This is a genomic window from Lentzea kristufekii (assembly GCF_033949925.1).
GTDB lineage: Bacteria > Actinomycetota > Actinomycetes > Mycobacteriales > Pseudonocardiaceae > Lentzea > Lentzea kristufekii.
This window is the reverse complement of the sequence record NZ_JAXAVV010000030.1, coordinates 1-18,376: the sequence shown is the minus strand read 5'-3', so window position 1 is coordinate 18,376 and position 18,376 is coordinate 1. Positions and strand designations below refer to the sequence as shown.

The window sequence follows — 18,376 nt, the reverse complement described above, 5'->3', positions numbered from 1 at the left end:
ATGCGGTTACCGTCACATGCCTGGCCCCTCGAATCACTCGTCGGGCAACCCCTTGAGCGCCTCCCGGACGGCCATCACCACGGCGTCCGGCCGGTCCATCTGGATCATGTGACGACTGCCGGGAACAGGCACGTTGCGTCCCCACGGCACGAGGGCCGCCAACGAGCGGTGCTCCGGCCACACCTTCCGACCGGCCGTGAGCACCAACCAGGGCACGCGCGGCAACGGCCGGCGCTTCCGCAGCCGTTCGAGCGTCGCCACCTGGCCGGGGTACGACGCGAGCTCCCACAGCACCGCCCGTCCGACGCCGGGACGCCGGTAGACGAGTTCGACCAGGTCGGAGGGCGCCGGGTCGGTCACGCCGAGCGTCGAGACAGCGGTCAGCAGGTTGCGGAACGAGTGCCCGTACCGCTGGGTGATCCGGGCGCCGAGCCAGCGGCTGCCGATGGCCCGCACGCCCTGTGCGACCACCGCCGACACGTCGAACGGGGCTCCGGAACCCGGCGTCTCGGCGTCCGGGTCGAGCAGCACCACGCCGTCGACCCGGTGCGGCCGCAGCCGCGCGTAGGCCTCGACGTGCATCGACGCCATCGAGTGCCCGACCAGGACCGCCCGCGGCACCCCGCGCAGCACCGCGTCGAGCACCGCCACCTCCCGTGCCAGCGACGGTCCGCGCCGGGCAGGGCCGCTCAACCCCAGTCCGGGCCGGTCGAACACGACCACCCTGGCGAGCGGTGCCAGCAGCCGCACGGTCCGGTCCCAGTCGAACCACGCCCCGCCCAGGCCTGAGCTGAGCACGACGACGGGCCCCTCGACACGCCCGGAGGCGGCGACATGCACCCTTCCGGCCGAAGACGGGATCATGACGGTCATCGGCTGACCTCGGGAGTGGTAGTGGCACCGGCGTGGAAGTGGAAGACCGCGGGCGCGATCGCGACGATCGTGCAGCTGGCCGGGGTGTTGTCGCTGCTCAGGGTGATTCTGCCGGAGGACGGCTGGTTCACCGACCTCGCCGACGGCATCGGGTACTTCTTCGGTCTGCCCATCGACGGCAACCTGTTCATCGCCATGGTGTTCTTCGTGCTCGGGGCCGCCCTGCGCAGGCACAAGCGAGCGGCGCTGTGGACGCTGCTGCTGTTCCAGGTCATCGGCCTGCTGCTGGTCGGTTCCATCATGGTCATCCTGGCCCTGGCACCTGAAGAAGTACTGGATGCGGGCGAGGAACCGCACTGGGTGTTCCTCGGTGTCGGCGCCACGACCTCGGTGCTGTTCGTGGCGCTGCTGTTCGTGGTGCGCGAGGCGTTCCCCGCCCGGCTGGCCCGCGGCGCGTGGCGGCGGGCGCTCGCGTCGTTCGTGCTGGGCATGATCGCGCTGATCGTGGTCGGCTGGGGCCTCACCGAGATCTTCCCCGGCAGGCTGGTCGCGCAGACCGACAAGCTCGCGTGGGCGGCCAACCAGGCCACGGGTGAGGTCGTCCGGCTCGGCCGGCTCGACATCCCCGAGGGCCCGCAGTGGCTGAGCGTGGTGCTGGGCCTGTTCGGCGTGCTGGTCGCGATCCGGGCGATGTACCTGTTCTTCCGCGGTGTCCGCAGCCAGAGCATGATCACCGGCGACCAGGAGCTCGACGTGCGCCGGCTGCTGGCGGCCGACGGCGAGCCCGACTCGCTGGGGTACTTCGCGACCAGGCGCGACAAGAGCGTGGTGTTCGCGACGTCCGGCCGGGCAGCCTTGACGTACCGGGTGATCGGCGGCGTGACGCTGGCCTCCGCCGACCCGATCGGCGACGAGGAGCACTGGCCGGAGGCCGTGCGGGCGTGGCTGTCCGAGGCGCGCACGTACGGCTGGACGCCGGGCGTGCTCGGCGCGTCCGAACGAGGTGCGCAGGTCTACGCCGGCGCCGGGCTCAAGGCGCTGGAGATCGGTGACGAGGCGATCCTGGACGTCCGCCGGTTCGTCCTCGCCGGTCCGGAACGGCGCGGGCTGCGCCAGGCGGTGTCCCGCGTCGAACGCGCCGGGTACACCACCCGCGTCCGCCGGCACAGCGAGATCGCGCCGGACGAGATGGCGTCCATCCTGGACCTCGCGGAGGCCTGGCGCGGCGCCGAGACCGAGCGCGGCTTCTCGATGGCGCTGGGGCGCCTGGGGGATCCGAGCGACGGCCGGTGCGTGATGGTGGAGGCCTACGACGCGTCAGGTGCGTTGCGCGGCCTGCTGTCGTTCGTGCCGTGGGGCCGCCGGGGCGTGTCGCTCGACCTGATGCGCCGCGACCGTGCGGCGGAGAACGGCCTCAACGAGTACATGGTCGCCCAGCTCGCGGCCGCCGCCGGACACCTCGGCGTGCAGCGGATCTCGCTGAACTTCGCGATGTTCCGCGCGGTGTTCGAGGAGGGCGAGAAGATCGGCGCCGGTCCGGTGCTGCGGGCGTGGCGGCGGGTGCTGTCGCTCGCGTCGCGGTTCTTCCAGCTGGAGTCGCTGTACCGGTCGAACGCCAAGTACCTGCCGGAGTGGGAGCCGAGGTTCCTCTGCTACCAGCGGTCGCGGTCGTTGCCGCGGGTCAGCATCGCCGCCGGTGTCGCCGAGGGTTTCGTGCCGTCGCTGCGATCCCTGCGCAAGCGGGCGTTGCAGAAGACGGACGTCAGCGACGAGTTCGCGGCGCGGGTGGCCGAGATCGACGCGATCCGGGTCGAACCGAAGTCCGTGCGCAGGCCGGAGCAGGTCCGGGTGCGGATCGCGAAGGTCGAACGGCTGGTCTCGCAGGGCGTCGACCCGTATCCGGTCGGGTTCGCGCGCACCGATCTACTCGCAGGGGCACGCGAGCGCTTCGGCGAGGAGGTCTCGGTCACCGGGCGCGTGGTGGCGTTGCGGGAGATGGGCAAGCTCTGCTTCGCGCGGGTGCGGGACTTCAGCGGCGAGATCCAGCTGATGCTGACCGTCGACGCACTGGGTGAGGCCCTGGCGTCGTGGAAGTCGGACGTCGACCTCGGCGACCACGTCGGCGTCACGGGCAAGGTGATCAAGTCCGACCACGGTGAGATCTCGGTGCTGGCGTCGTCGTGGACGATGACCGCGAAGTGCCTGCACCCGTTGCCGGACAAGCGGAAGGGCTTCACCGACCCGGAGGCCCGCGTCCGCCAGCGCTACCTCGACCTGGTCGTGAACCAGGACTCGGCGCACCTGCTGAAGCTGCGCAGCGACGTCATCCGCAGCGTGCGCGAGTTCCTGCACTCCCAGGAGTACCTCGAAGTCGAGACGCCGATGCTGCAGGCGGTGCACGGCGGCGCGAACGCACGGCCGTTCGTCACCCACATCAACGCCTACGACATGCGGATGTACCTGCGGATCGCGCCGGAGCTGTACCTGAAACGGCTCTGCGTCGCGGGCGTGGACCGGGTGTTCGAGCTGAACCGCAACTTCCGCAACGAGGGCGCGGACGCCACCCACAACCCCGAGTTCACGATGCTGGAGGCCTACCAGTCCTATGCGGACTACCGGGTCATGCTCGACCTGGTGCGCACGCTGATCCAGCACGCGGCGCGCGAGGCGTTCGGTTCCGAGGTCGCGCACCGGCCGGACGGCACGTTCGACCTGTCGGGGGAGTGGCCGGTGATTCCGGTCTACACGGCAGTTTCCGGCGCACTGAACGCGTCGATCACTCCGGACACGTCCGTCTCGGAGCTGCGGTCACTGCTGTCCGCACGGGGCGTGGAGATCAACGAGGACTGGGACCACGGCCAGCTCGTGCAGGAGGCCTACGACTCGTTCGTGGAGGCCTCGACCGTCGGCCCGACCTTCTACATCGACTTCCCGACGTCGGTGTCGCCGCTGACCCGCCAGCACCGCGCCGACCCGCGCCTGGCCGAGCGGTGGGACCTGGTGGCGTTCGGCGCGGAGATCGGCACGGCCTACTCGGAGCTGACCGACCCGCTGGAGCAGCGGCGGCGGCTGGAGGCGCAGTCGCTGAAGGCCGCGTCCGGTGACGTCGAGGCGATGGAGCTGGACGAGGACTTCCTGCGGGCGCTGGAGCACGGCATGCCGCCGACCGGCGGGCTCGGCATGGGCGTCGACCGGTTGCTGATGATGCTGACCGGCACGTCGATCCGGCAGACCGTGCTCTTCCCGTTCGTCCGTCCCCAGTGATCCGGCTCAGTGATCGAGGTACGCGAGCACGGCCTGAACGCGCCGGTCTCCTGAGCCGTCCTCGCTGTTGAGGCCGAGCTTCAGGAAGACGTTGCCGATGTGCTTGTGCACGGCTCCCGCGCTGATGACGAGCTTCTCGCCGATGGCGGCGTTCGACAGACCTTCCGCCATCAGCCCGAGGACCTCGCGCTCACGCGGTGACAGCACACCGAGCGCGTCGTCCGCCTTGCGCCGTACGAGCAGCTGCGACACCACCTCGGGGTCGAGCGCCGTGCCGCCGTTCGCGACGCGGTGCAGCGAGTCGAGGAAGTCCGCGACCTTGCCGACGCGTTCCTTGAGCAGGTAGCCGACACCGCCGCTGCCGGAGCCGGCGAGCAGTTCGTGCGCGTAGCTCTGTTCGACCCACGCGGACAGGACCAGCACGGCCAGCTTCGGGTACCGCCGGCGTGCCTCCACCGCGGCCCGCAGGCCCTCGTCGGTGAACGTCGGCGGCATCCGCACGTCGACCACGGCGATGTCCGGTTCGTGCTCGGCGACGGCCAGGAGGAAGTCGGCCGGGTTGTCCGCGGCCGCCGCGACCTCCAGCCCTTCGTTGCGCAGCAACAACGTCAGCCCCTCGCGGAGCAGCGCGTCGTCTTCGGCGATCACGATGCGCATGGGTCACCTCCCCGTCGGCAGCACGACGGTGAGCACGGTGGGCCCGCCCTCGGGACTGCTCAGTTCCGCGTTGCCGTCCAACGCCGCCACCCTGCCGCGAATGCCTTCCAAGCCCGTCCCCTGCTTCTCGTCCGCGCCACCCTTGCCGTCGTCGTGCACGACGACGGTGAGCTGGTCCTCGTTGATGCCCAGGCTGACCCACGCGTGCCGGGCGCCGCTGTGCTTGGCCACGTTGGTGAGCGCCTCGGCCACCGCGAAGTACGCCGCCGCCTCCACCGCCGCGGGCAACCGGCCGAGGTGGTCGGCCTGCAGCACGCACGGCACCGGGCAGCGCGCCGCCAGCGCCTGGATCGCCCCGTCCAGTCCCAGATCATCCAGCACCGGCGGATGAATGCTGCGCACGACGTTGCGGAGCTCCTCGAGCGCGTCGCCCGCCGCGTCCTGAGCCCTGAGCAGCGCCTGCAACGCGTTGTCCGGGTTCTGCTTGAGCGTCCGCTCCGCGATGCCGAGCATCATGACCACGCCGACCAGCTTGTTCTGCGTCCCGTCGTGCAGGTTCCGCTCGATGCGCCGCAGTTCGGCCCCGTGCGCCTGCAACGCCGCCGCCCTGGTCGCCACGACCTCGGCCAGCCGCTTCTCCAGCGAGGCCTTCGGCGGTGCCAGCAACTTGCGCGCCCACTTCGCGTCCAGCTCGGCCAGACGCGGCAACCGGGTCAGGACCAACGCCAGCCCGATCGCGATCGGCACGCTCAGCGCCGCCTTCGCCCACGAGTCGACGCGCAGCCCGAACGAGTTCTCCATCCCGCCCGGGACCAGCCACCAGAGCGAAGCCGCCACCGGCTGCTGCACCAGCGCACCGAAGACGCCGATGGCGACCGCCCCGAAGAGCGTGCCGAACAGGGCGTGCAAAACCACCCACATCCCGTCCCGGCGGCTGTCCGGATCGGCCAGCACCCGCTGCGCCCGATGCAGCCACGGCCCGTCGAGCGGCGGCGGCGACGGGATCTCGACGCCGGCGAAGCGCGCCAGGCGCAGGCGGTCGAAGTCCACGATCCGCCGGATCCAAGGCGCGGTGATCGGCAGCAACGGCAGCACGACCAGGGACAGCAGCAGCACGCCGATGGCGAGCCACGCCGCGATGGCCGTCAGCAGACCGGTCGCCAGGTAGGCGAGCGCCGCCCAGATCCGTTTCATGTGGAGAAACGTATCCGTACGGGCCCGGAGCGCGCGGTAGAGCAGACTCCACTCCTGCTGGGTGGCGGCCTTGGCGCTCGCGCACCACGCTCTCGTCGCCATGCACGACGGCCAAGCCCGCCTCTTCGACGCACCGCGCCTGCGGGTGACCCGGATCTTCGAAGGAATCAGCTGAGGGATCTAGCCCTCGCGCCATCCGTTCGTGATCGGCAGCCGCCGGTCGCGCCCGAACGCCTTGTTCGAGATCTTCGTGCCCGGCGGGTACTGACGACGCTTGTACTCGGCCTTGTCGACCATCCGCAGCACCCGGTCCACCAGCTCCGGCGAGTGCCCGGCGGCCAGCAGCGCGTCGTAGCCCTTGTCGTCGTGGACGTAGTCGTCCAGCAGCGCGTCGAGGATCTCGTAGTCCGGCAGCGAGTCGGTGTCGACCTGGCCGGGCCGCAGCTCGGCCGACGGCGGCTTGGAGATCGAGTTCTCCGGGATGGGCGGGGTCTCGCCGCGCTTCTCGGCCTCGGCGTTGCGCCACCGGGCGAGGTCCCAGACCAGGGTCTTCAGCACGTCCTTGATCGGGGCGTAGCCGCCGACCGCGTCGCCGTAGATGGTCGAGTAGCCGACCGCGAGCTCGGACTTGTTGCCCGTCGCGAGCACCAGGTGACCGTGCTGGTTCGACAACGCCATCAGCAGCATGCCGCGGCACCGGGCCTGGATGTTCTCCTCGGCCAGGCCGGTCAGCTTCAGCTGCGAGACGTACGTCGACACCATCTCGCCGATCGGCTCGGTGGTGAAGTGCAGGCCGGTGCGCTGAGCCATGTCGGAGGCGTCCGAACGCGAGTGCTCGGACGAGTAGGAGGACGGCATCGAGACGCCGTAGACCGCGTCGGCGCCTAGAGCGTCCACGGCCAGAGAAGCCACCACGGCCGAGTCGATGCCACCGGACAGACCGAGCACCACGGACCGGAAGCCGTTCTTGTGCACGTAGTCGCGCAGACCGGTCACCAGCGCGTGCCACACCTCTGCCTCGTCGGACAGCGGCTCGAACACGCGTGGCGCGGGCAACGGCTCGTACGCCGGGATCGCGTCGGAGAGGAACACACGGCGCACGTAGAAGTCGCCGATCTGGCCCTGCTCGTACTCGCGGCCGCCCGGCACGTCGAAGTCGACGAACATCAGGTGCTCGACGAACTGCGGTGCCCGCCCGACCAGCTGGCCGTCGGCGGAGACGACGAGCGAGTCGCCGTCGAACACCAGCTCGTCCTGGCCGCCGACCAGGTTGCAGTAGGCGAGGGGAGCGTGGGCCTCGGCGGCACGGCGCGCGACCAGAGGCAGCCGCTGGTCGTCCTTGTTGCGCTCGTACGGCGAGGCGTTGGGCGAGACCACGAGGTCGACGCCGGCGTCACCGAGAGCGGTGATCGGGCCGCCGTCCTGCCACAGGTCCTCGCAGATCACCATGCCGACCTCGACACCGTTGATCCGCACGATGTCCAGCGACGAACCCGGCTTGAAGTAGCGGCGCTCGTCGAACACGCCGTAGTTCGGCAGGTGGTGCTTGCACTGCCGCGCGACGACACGCCCGCCGTGCAGCACGGCGACGGCGTTGCGCGGGCCGACCGAGTCGTGCTCCAGGTAGCCGACGACCGCGGCGACGTCACCGAGGCCCGAGGCCTCCAGCGAGCCGGCCAGCGCCTCCAGCGCCTCCGCGGACGCCCGCGCGAACGACGTGCGGATCGCCAGGTCCTCGACCGGGTAGCCGGTCAGCACCATCTCGGGGAACACGGCGACGTGCGCGCCACCCTCACGGGCCTTGCGCGTCCACTCCACGACCAGCGACGCGTTGCCCTGGAGATCACCAACAGTGGCGTTGACCTGGGCCAGCGCGATCCGAAGCTGCGGCATGCCCTCATCATCTCCCATACCATCGGGCTGTGGTCCGTCTCTTGAGCGTGTTGCTCGTCATTCCCCTGCTCGCGTCCTGCACGTCGATCGTCGAAGGGACCGCCAAACCGGGCGTGACCTTGGAGAAGGTCGGTCCGGCAGGCGTCGTTCCGGCCGGTTTGGAGGAGTTCTACGGCCAGCAGCTGGCCTGGGAGAACTGCGAGCCGTACGCCACGACGGGGTCGAGTCGCGACGCGTACGGCAAGAGGCGCGACGTCGAGTGCACACGTCTGAGGGTTCCCCTCGACTACAGCAAGCCAACCGGCGACACGATCACCATCGGCGTGCTCCGGTACAAGGCCACCGGGCAGAAGATCGGCTCGTTGCTGACCAACCCCGGCGGTCCCGGCGCGTCCGGCATGGCGTCGGCCGCGGGCATGGTCCCGGCCTACCGCAAGACCGAGCTCGCGGCGAAGTTCGACCTCATCGGATTCGACCCGAGGGGCATCGGTGCGAGCGAGCCGGCGGTCAGTTGCCTCACCGGACCGGAGCGCGACGCGGAGCGTTTGGACCTCGACACGGACACAAGTCCGGCCGGAATCGCCCAAACGGAGCAAGAGAACAAGGCGTATGCCGAGAAGTGTGCCGCCGGTACAAAATTCGGGGCATCAATGCTCGCCAATTTGGGCACGCGGGACGTAGTTAAGGACATGGATGTCCTCCGCTCTGCGCTCGGCGACGCGAAGCTGAGCTACGTCGGGTACTCGTACGGCACCCGCATAGGCACTGAATACGCCGAGACCTTCCCCCAGAACGTGCGCGCGCTCATCCTCGACGGTGCCGTCGACCCGACCCAGGACCAGCTCGCGTCGCTGGTCGCACAGGCGGCCGGCTTCCAGAAGGCCTTCGACGAGTTCGTGAAGTGGTGCCGAGAGAAGAAGGAGTGCCCGCTCGGTGCTGACGCCAACCTGAGCTTCCGGCAGCTCACCACACCGTTGATCCAGAAGCCGGTCGACGTCGGTGGTCGCAAGCTGTCCTACAACGACGCCATCACCGCGGCGATCCAGGCGATGTACTCGGAACAGCTCTGGCCGCTGCTGCTCGACGGCCTCCAGGAGCTGAAGAGCGGCAAGGGCGCCACGATGCTGCGCCTCGCCGACGCGTACTTCGACCGCGACGAACAGGGCCAGTACTCGACCATCACGGATGCGTTCAACGCGGTGCACTGCGTTGACGACCCACGGCTGACGGACAAGAACGCGCTGCTCGAGACCCAGAAGAAGTACAAGGAGGCGGCACCGTTCCTCGACGACGGCAACCCGGCCGGTGCGGCCCTCGACTCGTGCGCGTTCTGGCCGGCCCCGGTCACCGCGCGCACGGGCCCGCCCAAGGCCGAAGGCATCCCGCCGCTGCTGGTCATCTCCACGACCGGCGACCCGGCCACGCCCTATGAGGCGGGCGTGAACCTGGCCAAAGCGCTCAACTCGCGGCTGCTCACCTACGAAGGCGTCCAGCACACGGTCTTCCTGCAGGGCGACCAGTGCGTCGACAACGCGGGCGTGAAGTACCTGATCGACCAGACCTTGCCCGCTGACGGAACCCGGTGCGCCTAATGACGAAGAGGCGATCCCGAGTCACAGCCGCCTTGTTCGCCTTGATCGTTCTGCTCGGCACGTCCACGTCCTACGCGCGCATCGACGGCTCACCCGTCGCCGCACGCAAGGGCCTGGCGCGCTTCTACGAGCAGACGTTGGCGTGGGGTGCGTGCCAGCCCTACGCGACCGACGCGAAGAGCAAGGGCCTGTACGAGCGCGAGGGCATCCAGTGCGCTCGGCTGTACGTCCCGCTCAACTACGAGAACCCGGACGCGGGGACGATCACCGTCGGACTGCTGCGCCGCCCCGCCGCGGAGAAGGACCGGAGGGTCGGTTCTCTGGTGGTGAACCCGGGCGGTCCGGGCGGTTCGGGCATGTCGCACGTGGCGAACATGCAGCCGGGCAACCCGGTCGGCAAGCGGTTCGACGTGGTGGGCTTCGACCCGCGTGGCGTGGGGGCGAGCCAGCCCCGCGTCCAGTGCCTGACCGACGCCGAACGCGACGCGCAACGGCTGCGGCCCAAGGGCGAGAGCGCGAACCAGACCGAGCAGGAGAACAAGTTCTTCGTCGACCGCTGTGCCGAACGCAGTGGCATCGACCTGCTGCGCAACGTCGGCACCCGTGACGTCGTACGCGACGTCGACGTGCTGCGCGGCGCGTTGCGGGAGAACAAGCTGACCTACCTCGGCTACTCCTACGGCACGCGCATCGGCACGTTGTACGCCGAGATGTTCCCTCGCAACGTGCGCGCGATGGTGCTCGACGGCGCGGTGGAGACCAACAGCGACAAGGTGGCCGCGTCGGCACGCCAGGCGCAGGGCTTCGAGGAGTCGTTCCAGCGGTTCGCGGGCTGGTGCGCGCAACGCGACTGTCCCATCGGTAGGGACACGAGCGCGGCGGAGTCCAAGTTCCGGCAGATGATCGAGCCGCTCAAGAAGACCCCGCTGCAGGTCGGCGACCGCAAGCTGTCCCACTCGGACGCGAACACCGCCATCATCCAGGCGATGTACACGGACCGGCTGTGGGAGACCGCGCTGAAGGGTCTCCAGGAACTGCGGCAGAACAAGGGCACCACCCTGCTGCAGCTCGCCGACCAGTACCTCGGCCGCGCCCAGGACGGCACCTACAGCCGAATCCAGGACGCGTTCGTGGCCATCCGCTGCGTCGACGAACCGCCGATCAAGGACCGGGCCACCCTGGAGTCCAACCGTCGGAGGCTGTTGGAACTGCTGGGCAACGACACGATTCCGACCGACGAGACCGCGCTCGGCCCGTGCGCGTTCTGGCCGGCCCCGCACACGTCGGAACCGCATCCGCCCAACGTGAACGGGCTGCCTCAGGTGCTGGTGGTGTCGACGACCGGTGACCCGGCGACGCCCTACCAGTCCGGCGTGGACCTCGCGCAGGCACTAGGGGCGCGTTTGCTGACGTACAACGGAAACCAGCACACGGCGTTCCTCGCGGGCATCAACTGCGTGGACGGCGTGGGCACGAACTACCTGGTGGACTTGAGACTGCCCGAAACGGACGCAGTCTGCTGACGTCTCCCAGGCAATAGGATCGAGCCCAGCGCTCCAAGTGCGCAAATCACCGCCGTGATCAGGAAGATCTCGTGGTACTCGGTGAGCAGCGCCTCGGTGAGCCCGCGCTGGTACTCGGCCATCCGCCGCTGGAACTCAGCGGGTTCGACGCCGAACGGCAGCGGTGTGTTCAGGCCTGCCGTGAGCTCGCGGAACCGGTGGAGTCCCCACGCGGACAACGCCGCCACACCGACGAGCATGCCCGTCATGCGCGCGACGACGACGAACGCCGACGCCACGCCGTGCCGGACGGGCGGCACCACACGCAGCACAGCACCGGACAACGGCGCGATGACCAGTCCCAGCCCAAAACCGGCGATGGCCAGGTCACGCGTGAGCACGAGGCCACTGACGTCAGCGGGCCACTGCGCGATGAACACGTACGACACCGATGCCATCGCGAGCCCGCCGAAGGACACCCAGCGGTCGCCGATCCGTGACGCGAGGAACCCGCCCAGGACGGCGCCGACCGGCAACGCGACCAGGAACCGGGTGAGCAGCGTCGCCGCGGACGCCGAGTCGCGCCGCAGCACGGTCTGCGCGAACAACTCCACGTCGACCAGCGTCACCATCAACGCGGCACCGGCGGCCAGCGACACCCCGAGCACGGCCCAGAACGGCCGCCACTGCACGCCATCAGGGTCGATGAGCCGCACGGCACTACGGCGTTCCCACAAGAAGAAGCCGCCCAGCACGACGAACGCCGCGATCAGCGTCGGCCAGCCCCACGACGGCAGCACGGCCTCGGCGGGCGTCGGGTTGTAGAGCGCCACGACCAGCAACGACAACGCTGCTGCCAGCAACACCCCGCCCACGACGTCGATGCGCACCTCGCGCCGTGTGTTCGGCACGGTGCGCTGCACGACCACCATCGCGATGACCGCCAACGGGATGTTCACCCAGAAAATCCACCGCCAGCTCTGCGGCTCCCACGCCTCGAACAACGGCCACGCGTTGAACAGCGAGGCCACCGCGATGCCGTACAGCGTGCCGAGGACAGACCCGAGCTCCTGAGCAGCACCCACGGTCCCGAGAGCGGCCGACCGCCGTTGCTCCTCCCACAGGTCCGCCACCAGCGCCATCGTCACCGGCAGCAACGCGCCACCGGCCAGGCCCTGCACGACGCGCCCGGCCACGAGCAACGGCACGTCCGCGGCCAGGGCCGTGATCACCGAGCCCACCAGGAACCCGAGCAGCGAGACCTGCAGCACGAACCGCCGCCCGAGCCGGTCCGACAGCTGCCCGAGCAACGGCATGCCCGCCACGTACCCGAGCAGGTACCCGGTGACGATCGGCGTCGCCTGCTCCAGCTCGTTCACCGCGATGCCCAGGTCACGCACCATGTCCGTCAGGACACCGACGACGACGTACGCGTCGAGCGCCCCCAGCAGCACGGCCGCGCCGGACGCGGCGAGAGCGACCTTCCTCATCTACGCGGGTGCCGTGACCGTGACGGGCTTGTCGAAGTCCGTGAGGCCGATGTCGACCTTCTGACCACCGGGAAGCTCGAACAGCGCGCTCTTGAGCTTGTTGTCCTTGTCGATCGAGAACGTCGCCTTCACGTCCGCGGAGATGCCCGGCACCAGCCCGGCCGCCACGTCCTTCGGCACCGTCGCCTCGACCACCGACACGTCACCGGACGACTTGGTCTTCGCGTCCTTGGAGCTGGCCAGGACCTTCGCGACGCCCTTGTCCGGGTTCAGGATCGCCGAGGGGTCGTACACCTGGCCCGCGAACGCCGCCGGCAGCTTGGTGAACCCGCCGGTCGGGCCCTTGAAGTGCAGGTTTCCGCCGGTCAGGACGTACTCGATGGACAGCAGCTGCCCGCCGAAGGTCACCTTCGCGGTGCCCTTCGAGTCACCGGCCGAGGTGAGGTCGCCGTCGGCCTCCTTCACCGGCACGTCCGGCAGCTCACCGTCGACCTTGATGGTGAAGTGGACGCTCTTGACCGAGCGCATCGACTCGGCCGATTTCGAGAGCAAGGTCGCACCATCGGGGAGATCTCCCCCGGACGTGCAGCTCGTGAGCAGGGCGAGTGCGCAAACCAACAACCAACGGGCGGACATGCGTTGATCGTAGAGAGTCCCCAGCCCTTAAGCTGCGCCCTATGGACCGCCAGCAGGAGTTCGTGCTCCGCACGCTAGAGGAACGCGACATCCGGTTCGTCCGGCTCTGGTTCACGGACGTCCTGGGCTTCTTGAAGTCCGTGGCGGTCGCACCGGCCGAGCTCGAAGGCGCCTTCAGCGAGGGCATCGGGTTCGACGGCTCGGCGATCGAGGGCTTCGCCCGCGTCTACGAGTCGGACATGGTCGCGAAGCCGGACCCCTCGACGTTCCAGGTGCTGCCCTGGCAGACACCGGACGGCAGCAACTACTCGGCACGCATGTACTGCGACATCACCATGCCGGACGGTTCCCCGTCGTGGGCCGACCCGCGCCACGTGCTGCGCCGCACGCTGTCGAAGGCCAGCGAGGCCGGGTTCACCTGCTACGTCCACCCCGAGATCGAGTTCTTCCTGCTCAAGGGCCTGCCCGGCGACGGCAGCGAGCCCGAGCCCGCGGACAACGGCGGCTTCTTCGACCAGACCTCGCACGAGACCGCGACGCACTTCCGCCGCCACGCCATCGAGGCGCTCGAGGCGATGGGCATCTCCGTCGAGTTCAGCCACCACGAGGGCGCTCCCGGCCAGCAGGAGATCGACCTGCGCTACGCCGACGCGCTGACCATGGCGGACAACGTCATGACGTTCCGCTACCTGGTGAAGGAGGTCGCGATCACGCAGGGCGTGCGCGCCTCGTTCATGCCCAAGCCGTTCTCCGACCAGCCGGGGTCGGGCATGCACACCCACTTCTCGCTGTTCGAGGGCGACCGCAACGCCTTCTACGACGAGGAAGACCCGTACCAGCTCTCCGACATCGGCAAGCAGTTCGTCGCGGGCATCCTCAAGCACGCGCGCGAGATCTCCGGCGTCACGAACCAGTGGGTGAACTCGTACAAGCGCCTGATCGTCGGCGGTGAGGCCCCCACGGCCGTGTGCTGGGGTCACGCGAACCGCTCCGCACTGGTCCGCGTGCCGATGTACTCGCCCGGCAAGTCGTCGTCGCGCCGCGTCGAGGTCCGTTCGCTGGACTCCGCGTGCAACCCGTACCTGGCCTACTCGGTGATCCTGGCCGCCGGCCTGCGGGGCATCGAGAAGGGCTACGAACTGCCGCCGCCCGCCGAGGACGACGTGTGGTCGCTGACGGACCGCGAACGGCGCGCGGCGGGGTACGCGAACCTGCCGCAGAACCTCGGCGAGGCGCTCACCGAGATGGAGAACTCGGAGCTGCTCCCCGAGGCCCTGGGCGAGCACGTCTACGACTTCTTCCTGCGCAACAAGAGGACGGAGTGGGACGCGTACCGTCGTAGCGTCACCCCGTACGAGTTGCGCACACTTCTCCCCATGCTGTGAGGCAGATACGTGCTCTCCGTGACTGAGGTACCCGAGTTCCAGCCGACGATCTGCGCCTGCACCGTCGCCACGGCGGCGGAGCTGCCCGCGGTCAAGGTCCTGTCCAGCTCGTTCCTCGCGGAGCACCCCGAGGGCCGGTTCGTCGCGCTGGTCGTCGACGCGCAGCCGGAGCACGCGGGGCCGGGGCTGATGACGCCGGTGGACATCGGCATCCCCGAGGCCGAGCTGCACGTCCTCGCGACGTCGCTGGACGCCGCCGGTCTGAAGGCCGCGATGATGCCGCGGCTGCTGGAGGCGTTGCTGCCGCAGGGCATGCCCGTGCTGTACCTCGACCCGTGGGTGCGAGTGTTCGGGTCGCTCACGAAGGTCGTGCTGGAGGCGTTGCGCACCGCACCGGTCGTGATGCTGCCGCGCACGTTGCGGCCGTTGGCGTCCGACGGTCTGCAGCCCGGTCCCGCCGACCTGCACGACCAAGGTGCCTTCGACCCCGGGTTCATCGCCGTCGGACCGGGCTCCGAGCCCTACCTGACCTCTTTGGACATGCCCGCGATCGTGCCGCACCACGTCGTGCGCGACGCACGGATCGGTTTGTCCGTGTGGAACGTCGCGGACCGGCCGTTGCACCGCACCGAGTCCGGTTCGTTGGCCGTGGTCGGCCAGGACCTGCTGACCGTGCACTTCCGCGGGTTCGACCCGCGTCGGCCCTGGTTGCTGTCCGCCGATTTCGCCGAACGTCCCCGTGTGCTGCTCTCGGAGCACGCGGAGGTCGCCGAGCTCTGCCAGGCCTATCGCGCGGAGCTGGTGCGAAACGGCTGGTCCGTGGCGCCTGTGCCGTACCGGTTCGACTCCCTGATCGACGGGACGCAGATCCCGTCCGAGCTGCGCGCCGACTACCGGGCCTCCGAGCCGACGCCGCCGCCGGCGTTCGGTGAGGACGGTGGCGGCGGGTTCCTCATGTGGGCGTGCGAGCAGACCGAGGCCGGTGGCACGCGATGGGCCGACGCCGTGTGGCGTGCGGACACCTCGCTGCAACAGCAGTTCCCGGCGCCCTTCGGTGCGGACGCGGACGCCTGGCGCGAGTGGTGTGCCGGAGTCGGTGTCGCCTCCGGGCGGTTGCCCGCGCCCGCCGTGCCGCAGCCCCGTTCGGAGGGTCCTGCGCTGCTCGACCAGCTCGGCGTGTCCGTCATCGGCTCAGGGCCGCTGGCGGAACGGATGCTCGCCGCCGCGCGTGCGTCCGGGCTGCCGGTGTCGGCCGCCGCCGGATATCCCGTCGTGGTGCGCGCCTCTTCTTCGGCCGAGGTGCCCTCCGGACGGTTCGTCGTCGATGTCGCATTGGACGCCACGGCTGCGGACGACCGCGCGGGCGTGAACGAACTGTGGCTTTCCTCTGAGGTGTCGCGTGCCGCCGCCGAACGCATCGGCGGGCCCATCGTGCGTGTGGTGCCCGTACCCGTGCCGGACGTTGGTGCGCGTGACCACGAGTCCGGCGAAGTGGTGGTGTTCGCGGCGCTCGCGGACCACGACCTCGACAGGCCCGGCAACGTGCTGGGTGCCGTGTCCGCCTTCTTGACCGCGTTCCCGGACCGGACGGACGTCGAGCTCAAGATCGCGGTGTCCGGTGCGCTCGAACATCCGGAGGCGGCCGAGCGACTGCGCCTGGCCACGTCCTCCGACCCGCGGATCTCGCTGGTGGACGACCTCGACGTGGCCGCGACCGCCGACGCCGTGGTGTCGCTGCACCGCGGCGGGGCGGACGACCGGATCGCGCTGCGCCTGGCCGAGCTCGCCGTGCGGGGAGTCCCCGTCGTCGCGTCGGACCACGGTGCCGTTGCCGAGCTGTTCGGCAAGACGGCCGTTCTCGTGCCGTGTCACCAAGGCGCCGAACCGGACGTGCAGGCCGCCGCGAAGCTGCTGCGTTCATTGGCCGATGACCTGCCCACGGCCGCGGCCCTCGGTGCGGCCGGACGTCAGCACGTGCTGTCCGTGCGGTCGGTCGCACGAGTCGCCGAAGTTCTCCGTGAGCGCGTCGAGCACGCGTACCGCGGATGGCGGGCGCGCAGGCCGAAGCAGAAGACCGAAGTCGACCCGATGCTCGCCCTGCAGTCGGCCAAGCACGCTTTACTGCGCCAACCGACCGTGGACGGCCCTCATCGGACGCCGATGGCACCCGCGCTGCGCAAGGTCGTGCTGCGCGCGTTGGACCACTACGACAACCACATGCGCCAGGTGCTGCACACCCTGATCGACGGGGTCGAGCGCACGGTGTCCGAGCTGGTCAACCGGCAGGACGCGCTGAAAGCCGGCGTCGGTGCCGGTGAACTGGAACTTCTCCGCGCCGAGATCGAGCAGGTCGCGCAACGGCAGTCGCACTTCGTCGACCAGTTGGTCGGCGTCGACGACGGGGTCGTGCGCGTGCGCGCGGACATGGCGGGTCAGGGCCGCCGGCAGCGCGACGTCGAGGACGCGGTCGTCGCCGAGGCGGCCAAGCGCGCGAAGTCGGACGAGGTGCTCGCCGAGCGGATCGACAAGCTGACCGTCGCGCTCGATCGCACGCTGGACCGGATCGACACCCTGGAGTCCAAGGTCGTCGAGGTCTTCCGCGAGCGCGACTCGCGCCTGGACGCCGCACTTCGCACCGCTCACCAGGCACAACAGACCGCGGACGCGTTGCGGCGCGTGGTCGTTCGTCAGCACGAGAACGCCGGTGACGCGCCTGCGGTGCGTTCGTCGCTGGTGTTGTGCGACGCGGGCATGATGCGGCTGCCCTCCGACGACGCGTTCATGCTTCCGCTGTTGTCGTCCAACGGCGTGTGGGAACCGGAGCTCGCGGAACTGCTCGACTCCGTGCTGGAGCCGGACGGGATCTTCCTCGACGTCGGCGCGTACGTCGGCTACCACTCGATTCGGGTGTTGTCGCGGCTCGGGCTGATGGGCGCTGTTGTCGCCGTGGAGCCGGACGCGTCCGCAGCCGCTCTGCTGAGGCACAACGTCTCGGCGAACCTGCCCGCCGCCGTCGCCGACCGGATGACCGTGGTCGAGGGTGCGGCCTGGGAGAGCGCGGGGGAGTTGGCGGTGTCGCCGACGCTGACCGGTGGTGTGTCCGTGTCGCCGCTGGCCGCCGATGCCCCCGCCGAGGTCGCGCGCGTGAAGGCGGTGCGCCTGGACAAGGCACTCGAAGAGATCGCCTTGGTGCAGGGCATGAAGCTTTCCGTCGTAAAGGTGGACACGCCGGGACGCGGACATCGCGCTCTTGCGGGACTCGTCCGGCTGTTGCGTCGCGACAGGCCGCACGTGTTCCTCGAGTTCTCCGCGACCGCGACGGCGGACTTCGGTGACGATCCGGTGACGGTGCTCAAGGAGTTCGGCGTCTGGGGCTACGACCTGGTACCGGTGGCGACGCGTCAGCCCGCCGCGCCGGACCAGATCGTGCGGGCGATGGAGGGACTTCGTTCCATCACCCTGTGGCTGCGACCGCGTCCCGTCGGGGCCAAGCCGGCTGCTCCTTCGCCGTCCGTGCCGATCAAGCAGCCCGCTGACCAGGCGATTTGACATCGATCGTCCCCGTGAGTAACTTTCTCCAGGTCGCAAGCGAGACCACGGAACGAGCGGTTGACACCGCGGATCGGGCCGAGTAGAGTCTCACGGCGTCAAACCCCCAGAAGTAAATGAACGGCCTAACGTGCTGTCCGGGATCTGAGAATGACCCCGATTTGACACCGGGAAAGCCACTCAGATAACTTCTGAACCAAGCGAAAAACTGAATGCGAAGCGAGTTTGCGCCGAGCTAAAGAAGCCGAAACGGCCGATTTGACAAAGCGAAAACGAACGAGCTAAGCTTTCAACACAAGCCCCGAGAGAAAGTCTCCGGAAACGGAGATTGGAACCGGTGA

General features: G+C 69.4%; 11 protein-coding genes. 5 read left to right on the top strand and 6 right to left on the bottom strand.

Annotation, left to right across the window (positions count from 1 at the left end; all coding sequences use genetic code 11):
• Positions 1-33: 33 nt before the first annotated feature.
• Positions 34-873 carry an alpha/beta fold hydrolase gene (locus SK571_RS39935; protein WP_319989317.1) on the bottom strand — a complete coding sequence of 280 codons (840 nt, stop codon included), beginning with the start codon at positions 871-873 and terminating at the stop codon, positions 34-36.
• Between SK571_RS39935 and lysX the strand changes: the two genes are divergently transcribed.
• On the top strand, positions 835-4,137 hold the full coding sequence (gene lysX / locus SK571_RS39930; RefSeq protein ID WP_319989316.1) for a bifunctional lysylphosphatidylglycerol synthetase/lysine--tRNA ligase LysX: 3,303 nt from the start codon (positions 835-837) through the stop codon (positions 4,135-4,137). The two genes, SK571_RS39935 and lysX, sit on opposite strands and share 39 nt — an antisense overlap.
• A gap of 6 nt (positions 4,138-4,143) precedes the next feature.
• Here lysX and SK571_RS39925 read toward each other — a convergent pair whose 3' ends face one another.
• From SK571_RS39925 to SK571_RS39915, 3 genes are all read right to left on the bottom strand, one after another.
• Complete coding sequence (locus tag SK571_RS39925; protein WP_319989315.1) at positions 4,144-4,794, bottom strand: response regulator transcription factor; 651 nt, start codon at positions 4,792-4,794, stop codon at positions 4,144-4,146.
• 3 nt (positions 4,795-4,797) lie between these two features.
• Positions 4,798-5,988, bottom strand: coding sequence for a sensor histidine kinase (locus SK571_RS39920; protein WP_319989314.1), 1,191 nt, complete (start codon positions 5,986-5,988; stop codon positions 4,798-4,800).
• Between the two features lie 180 nt (positions 5,989-6,168).
• Positions 6,169-7,881: an NAD+ synthase gene (locus tag SK571_RS39915; RefSeq protein ID WP_319989313.1), complete on the bottom strand. Its 1,713-nt coding sequence runs from the start codon at positions 7,879-7,881 to the stop codon at positions 6,169-6,171.
• 29 nt (positions 7,882-7,910) lie between these two features.
• Between SK571_RS39915 and SK571_RS39910 the strand changes: the two genes are divergently transcribed.
• Both SK571_RS39910 and SK571_RS39905 read left to right on the top strand, forming a co-directional pair.
• Positions 7,911-9,473, top strand: coding sequence for an alpha/beta hydrolase (locus tag SK571_RS39910; RefSeq protein WP_319989312.1), 1,563 nt, complete (start codon positions 7,911-7,913; stop codon positions 9,471-9,473).
• A gap of 41 nt (positions 9,474-9,514) precedes the next feature.
• Complete coding sequence (locus SK571_RS39905; protein WP_319989311.1) at positions 9,515-10,996, top strand: alpha/beta hydrolase; 1,482 nt, start codon at positions 9,515-9,517, stop codon at positions 10,994-10,996.
• Here the strand turns inward: SK571_RS39905 and SK571_RS39900 are convergent.
• Positions 10,951-12,465 carry an MFS transporter gene (locus SK571_RS39900; RefSeq protein WP_319989310.1) on the bottom strand — a complete coding sequence of 505 codons (1,515 nt, stop codon included), beginning with the start codon at positions 12,463-12,465 and terminating at the stop codon, positions 10,951-10,953. The two genes, SK571_RS39905 and SK571_RS39900, sit on opposite strands and share 46 nt — an antisense overlap.
• Positions 12,466-13,101: an LppX_LprAFG lipoprotein gene (locus SK571_RS39895; RefSeq protein WP_319989309.1), complete on the bottom strand. Its 636-nt coding sequence runs from the start codon at positions 13,099-13,101 to the stop codon at positions 12,466-12,468.
• Between the two features lie 41 nt (positions 13,102-13,142).
• Here SK571_RS39895 and glnA point away from each other — a divergent pair, with 41 nt between their 5' ends.
• Together glnA and SK571_RS39885 are read left to right on the top strand one after the other, a co-directional pair.
• Positions 13,143-14,486 (top strand): type I glutamate--ammonia ligase, encoded by a 1,344-nt coding sequence (gene glnA / locus SK571_RS39890; RefSeq protein ID WP_319989308.1) that lies wholly within the window; start codon positions 13,143-13,145, stop codon positions 14,484-14,486.
• 18 nt (positions 14,487-14,504) lie between these two features.
• Positions 14,505-18,035, top strand: a complete 3,531-nt coding sequence (locus SK571_RS39885; RefSeq protein WP_319989307.1) for an FkbM family methyltransferase — start codon at positions 14,505-14,507, stop codon at positions 18,033-18,035.
• The last annotated feature ends 341 nt before the right edge of the window (positions 18,036-18,376 follow it).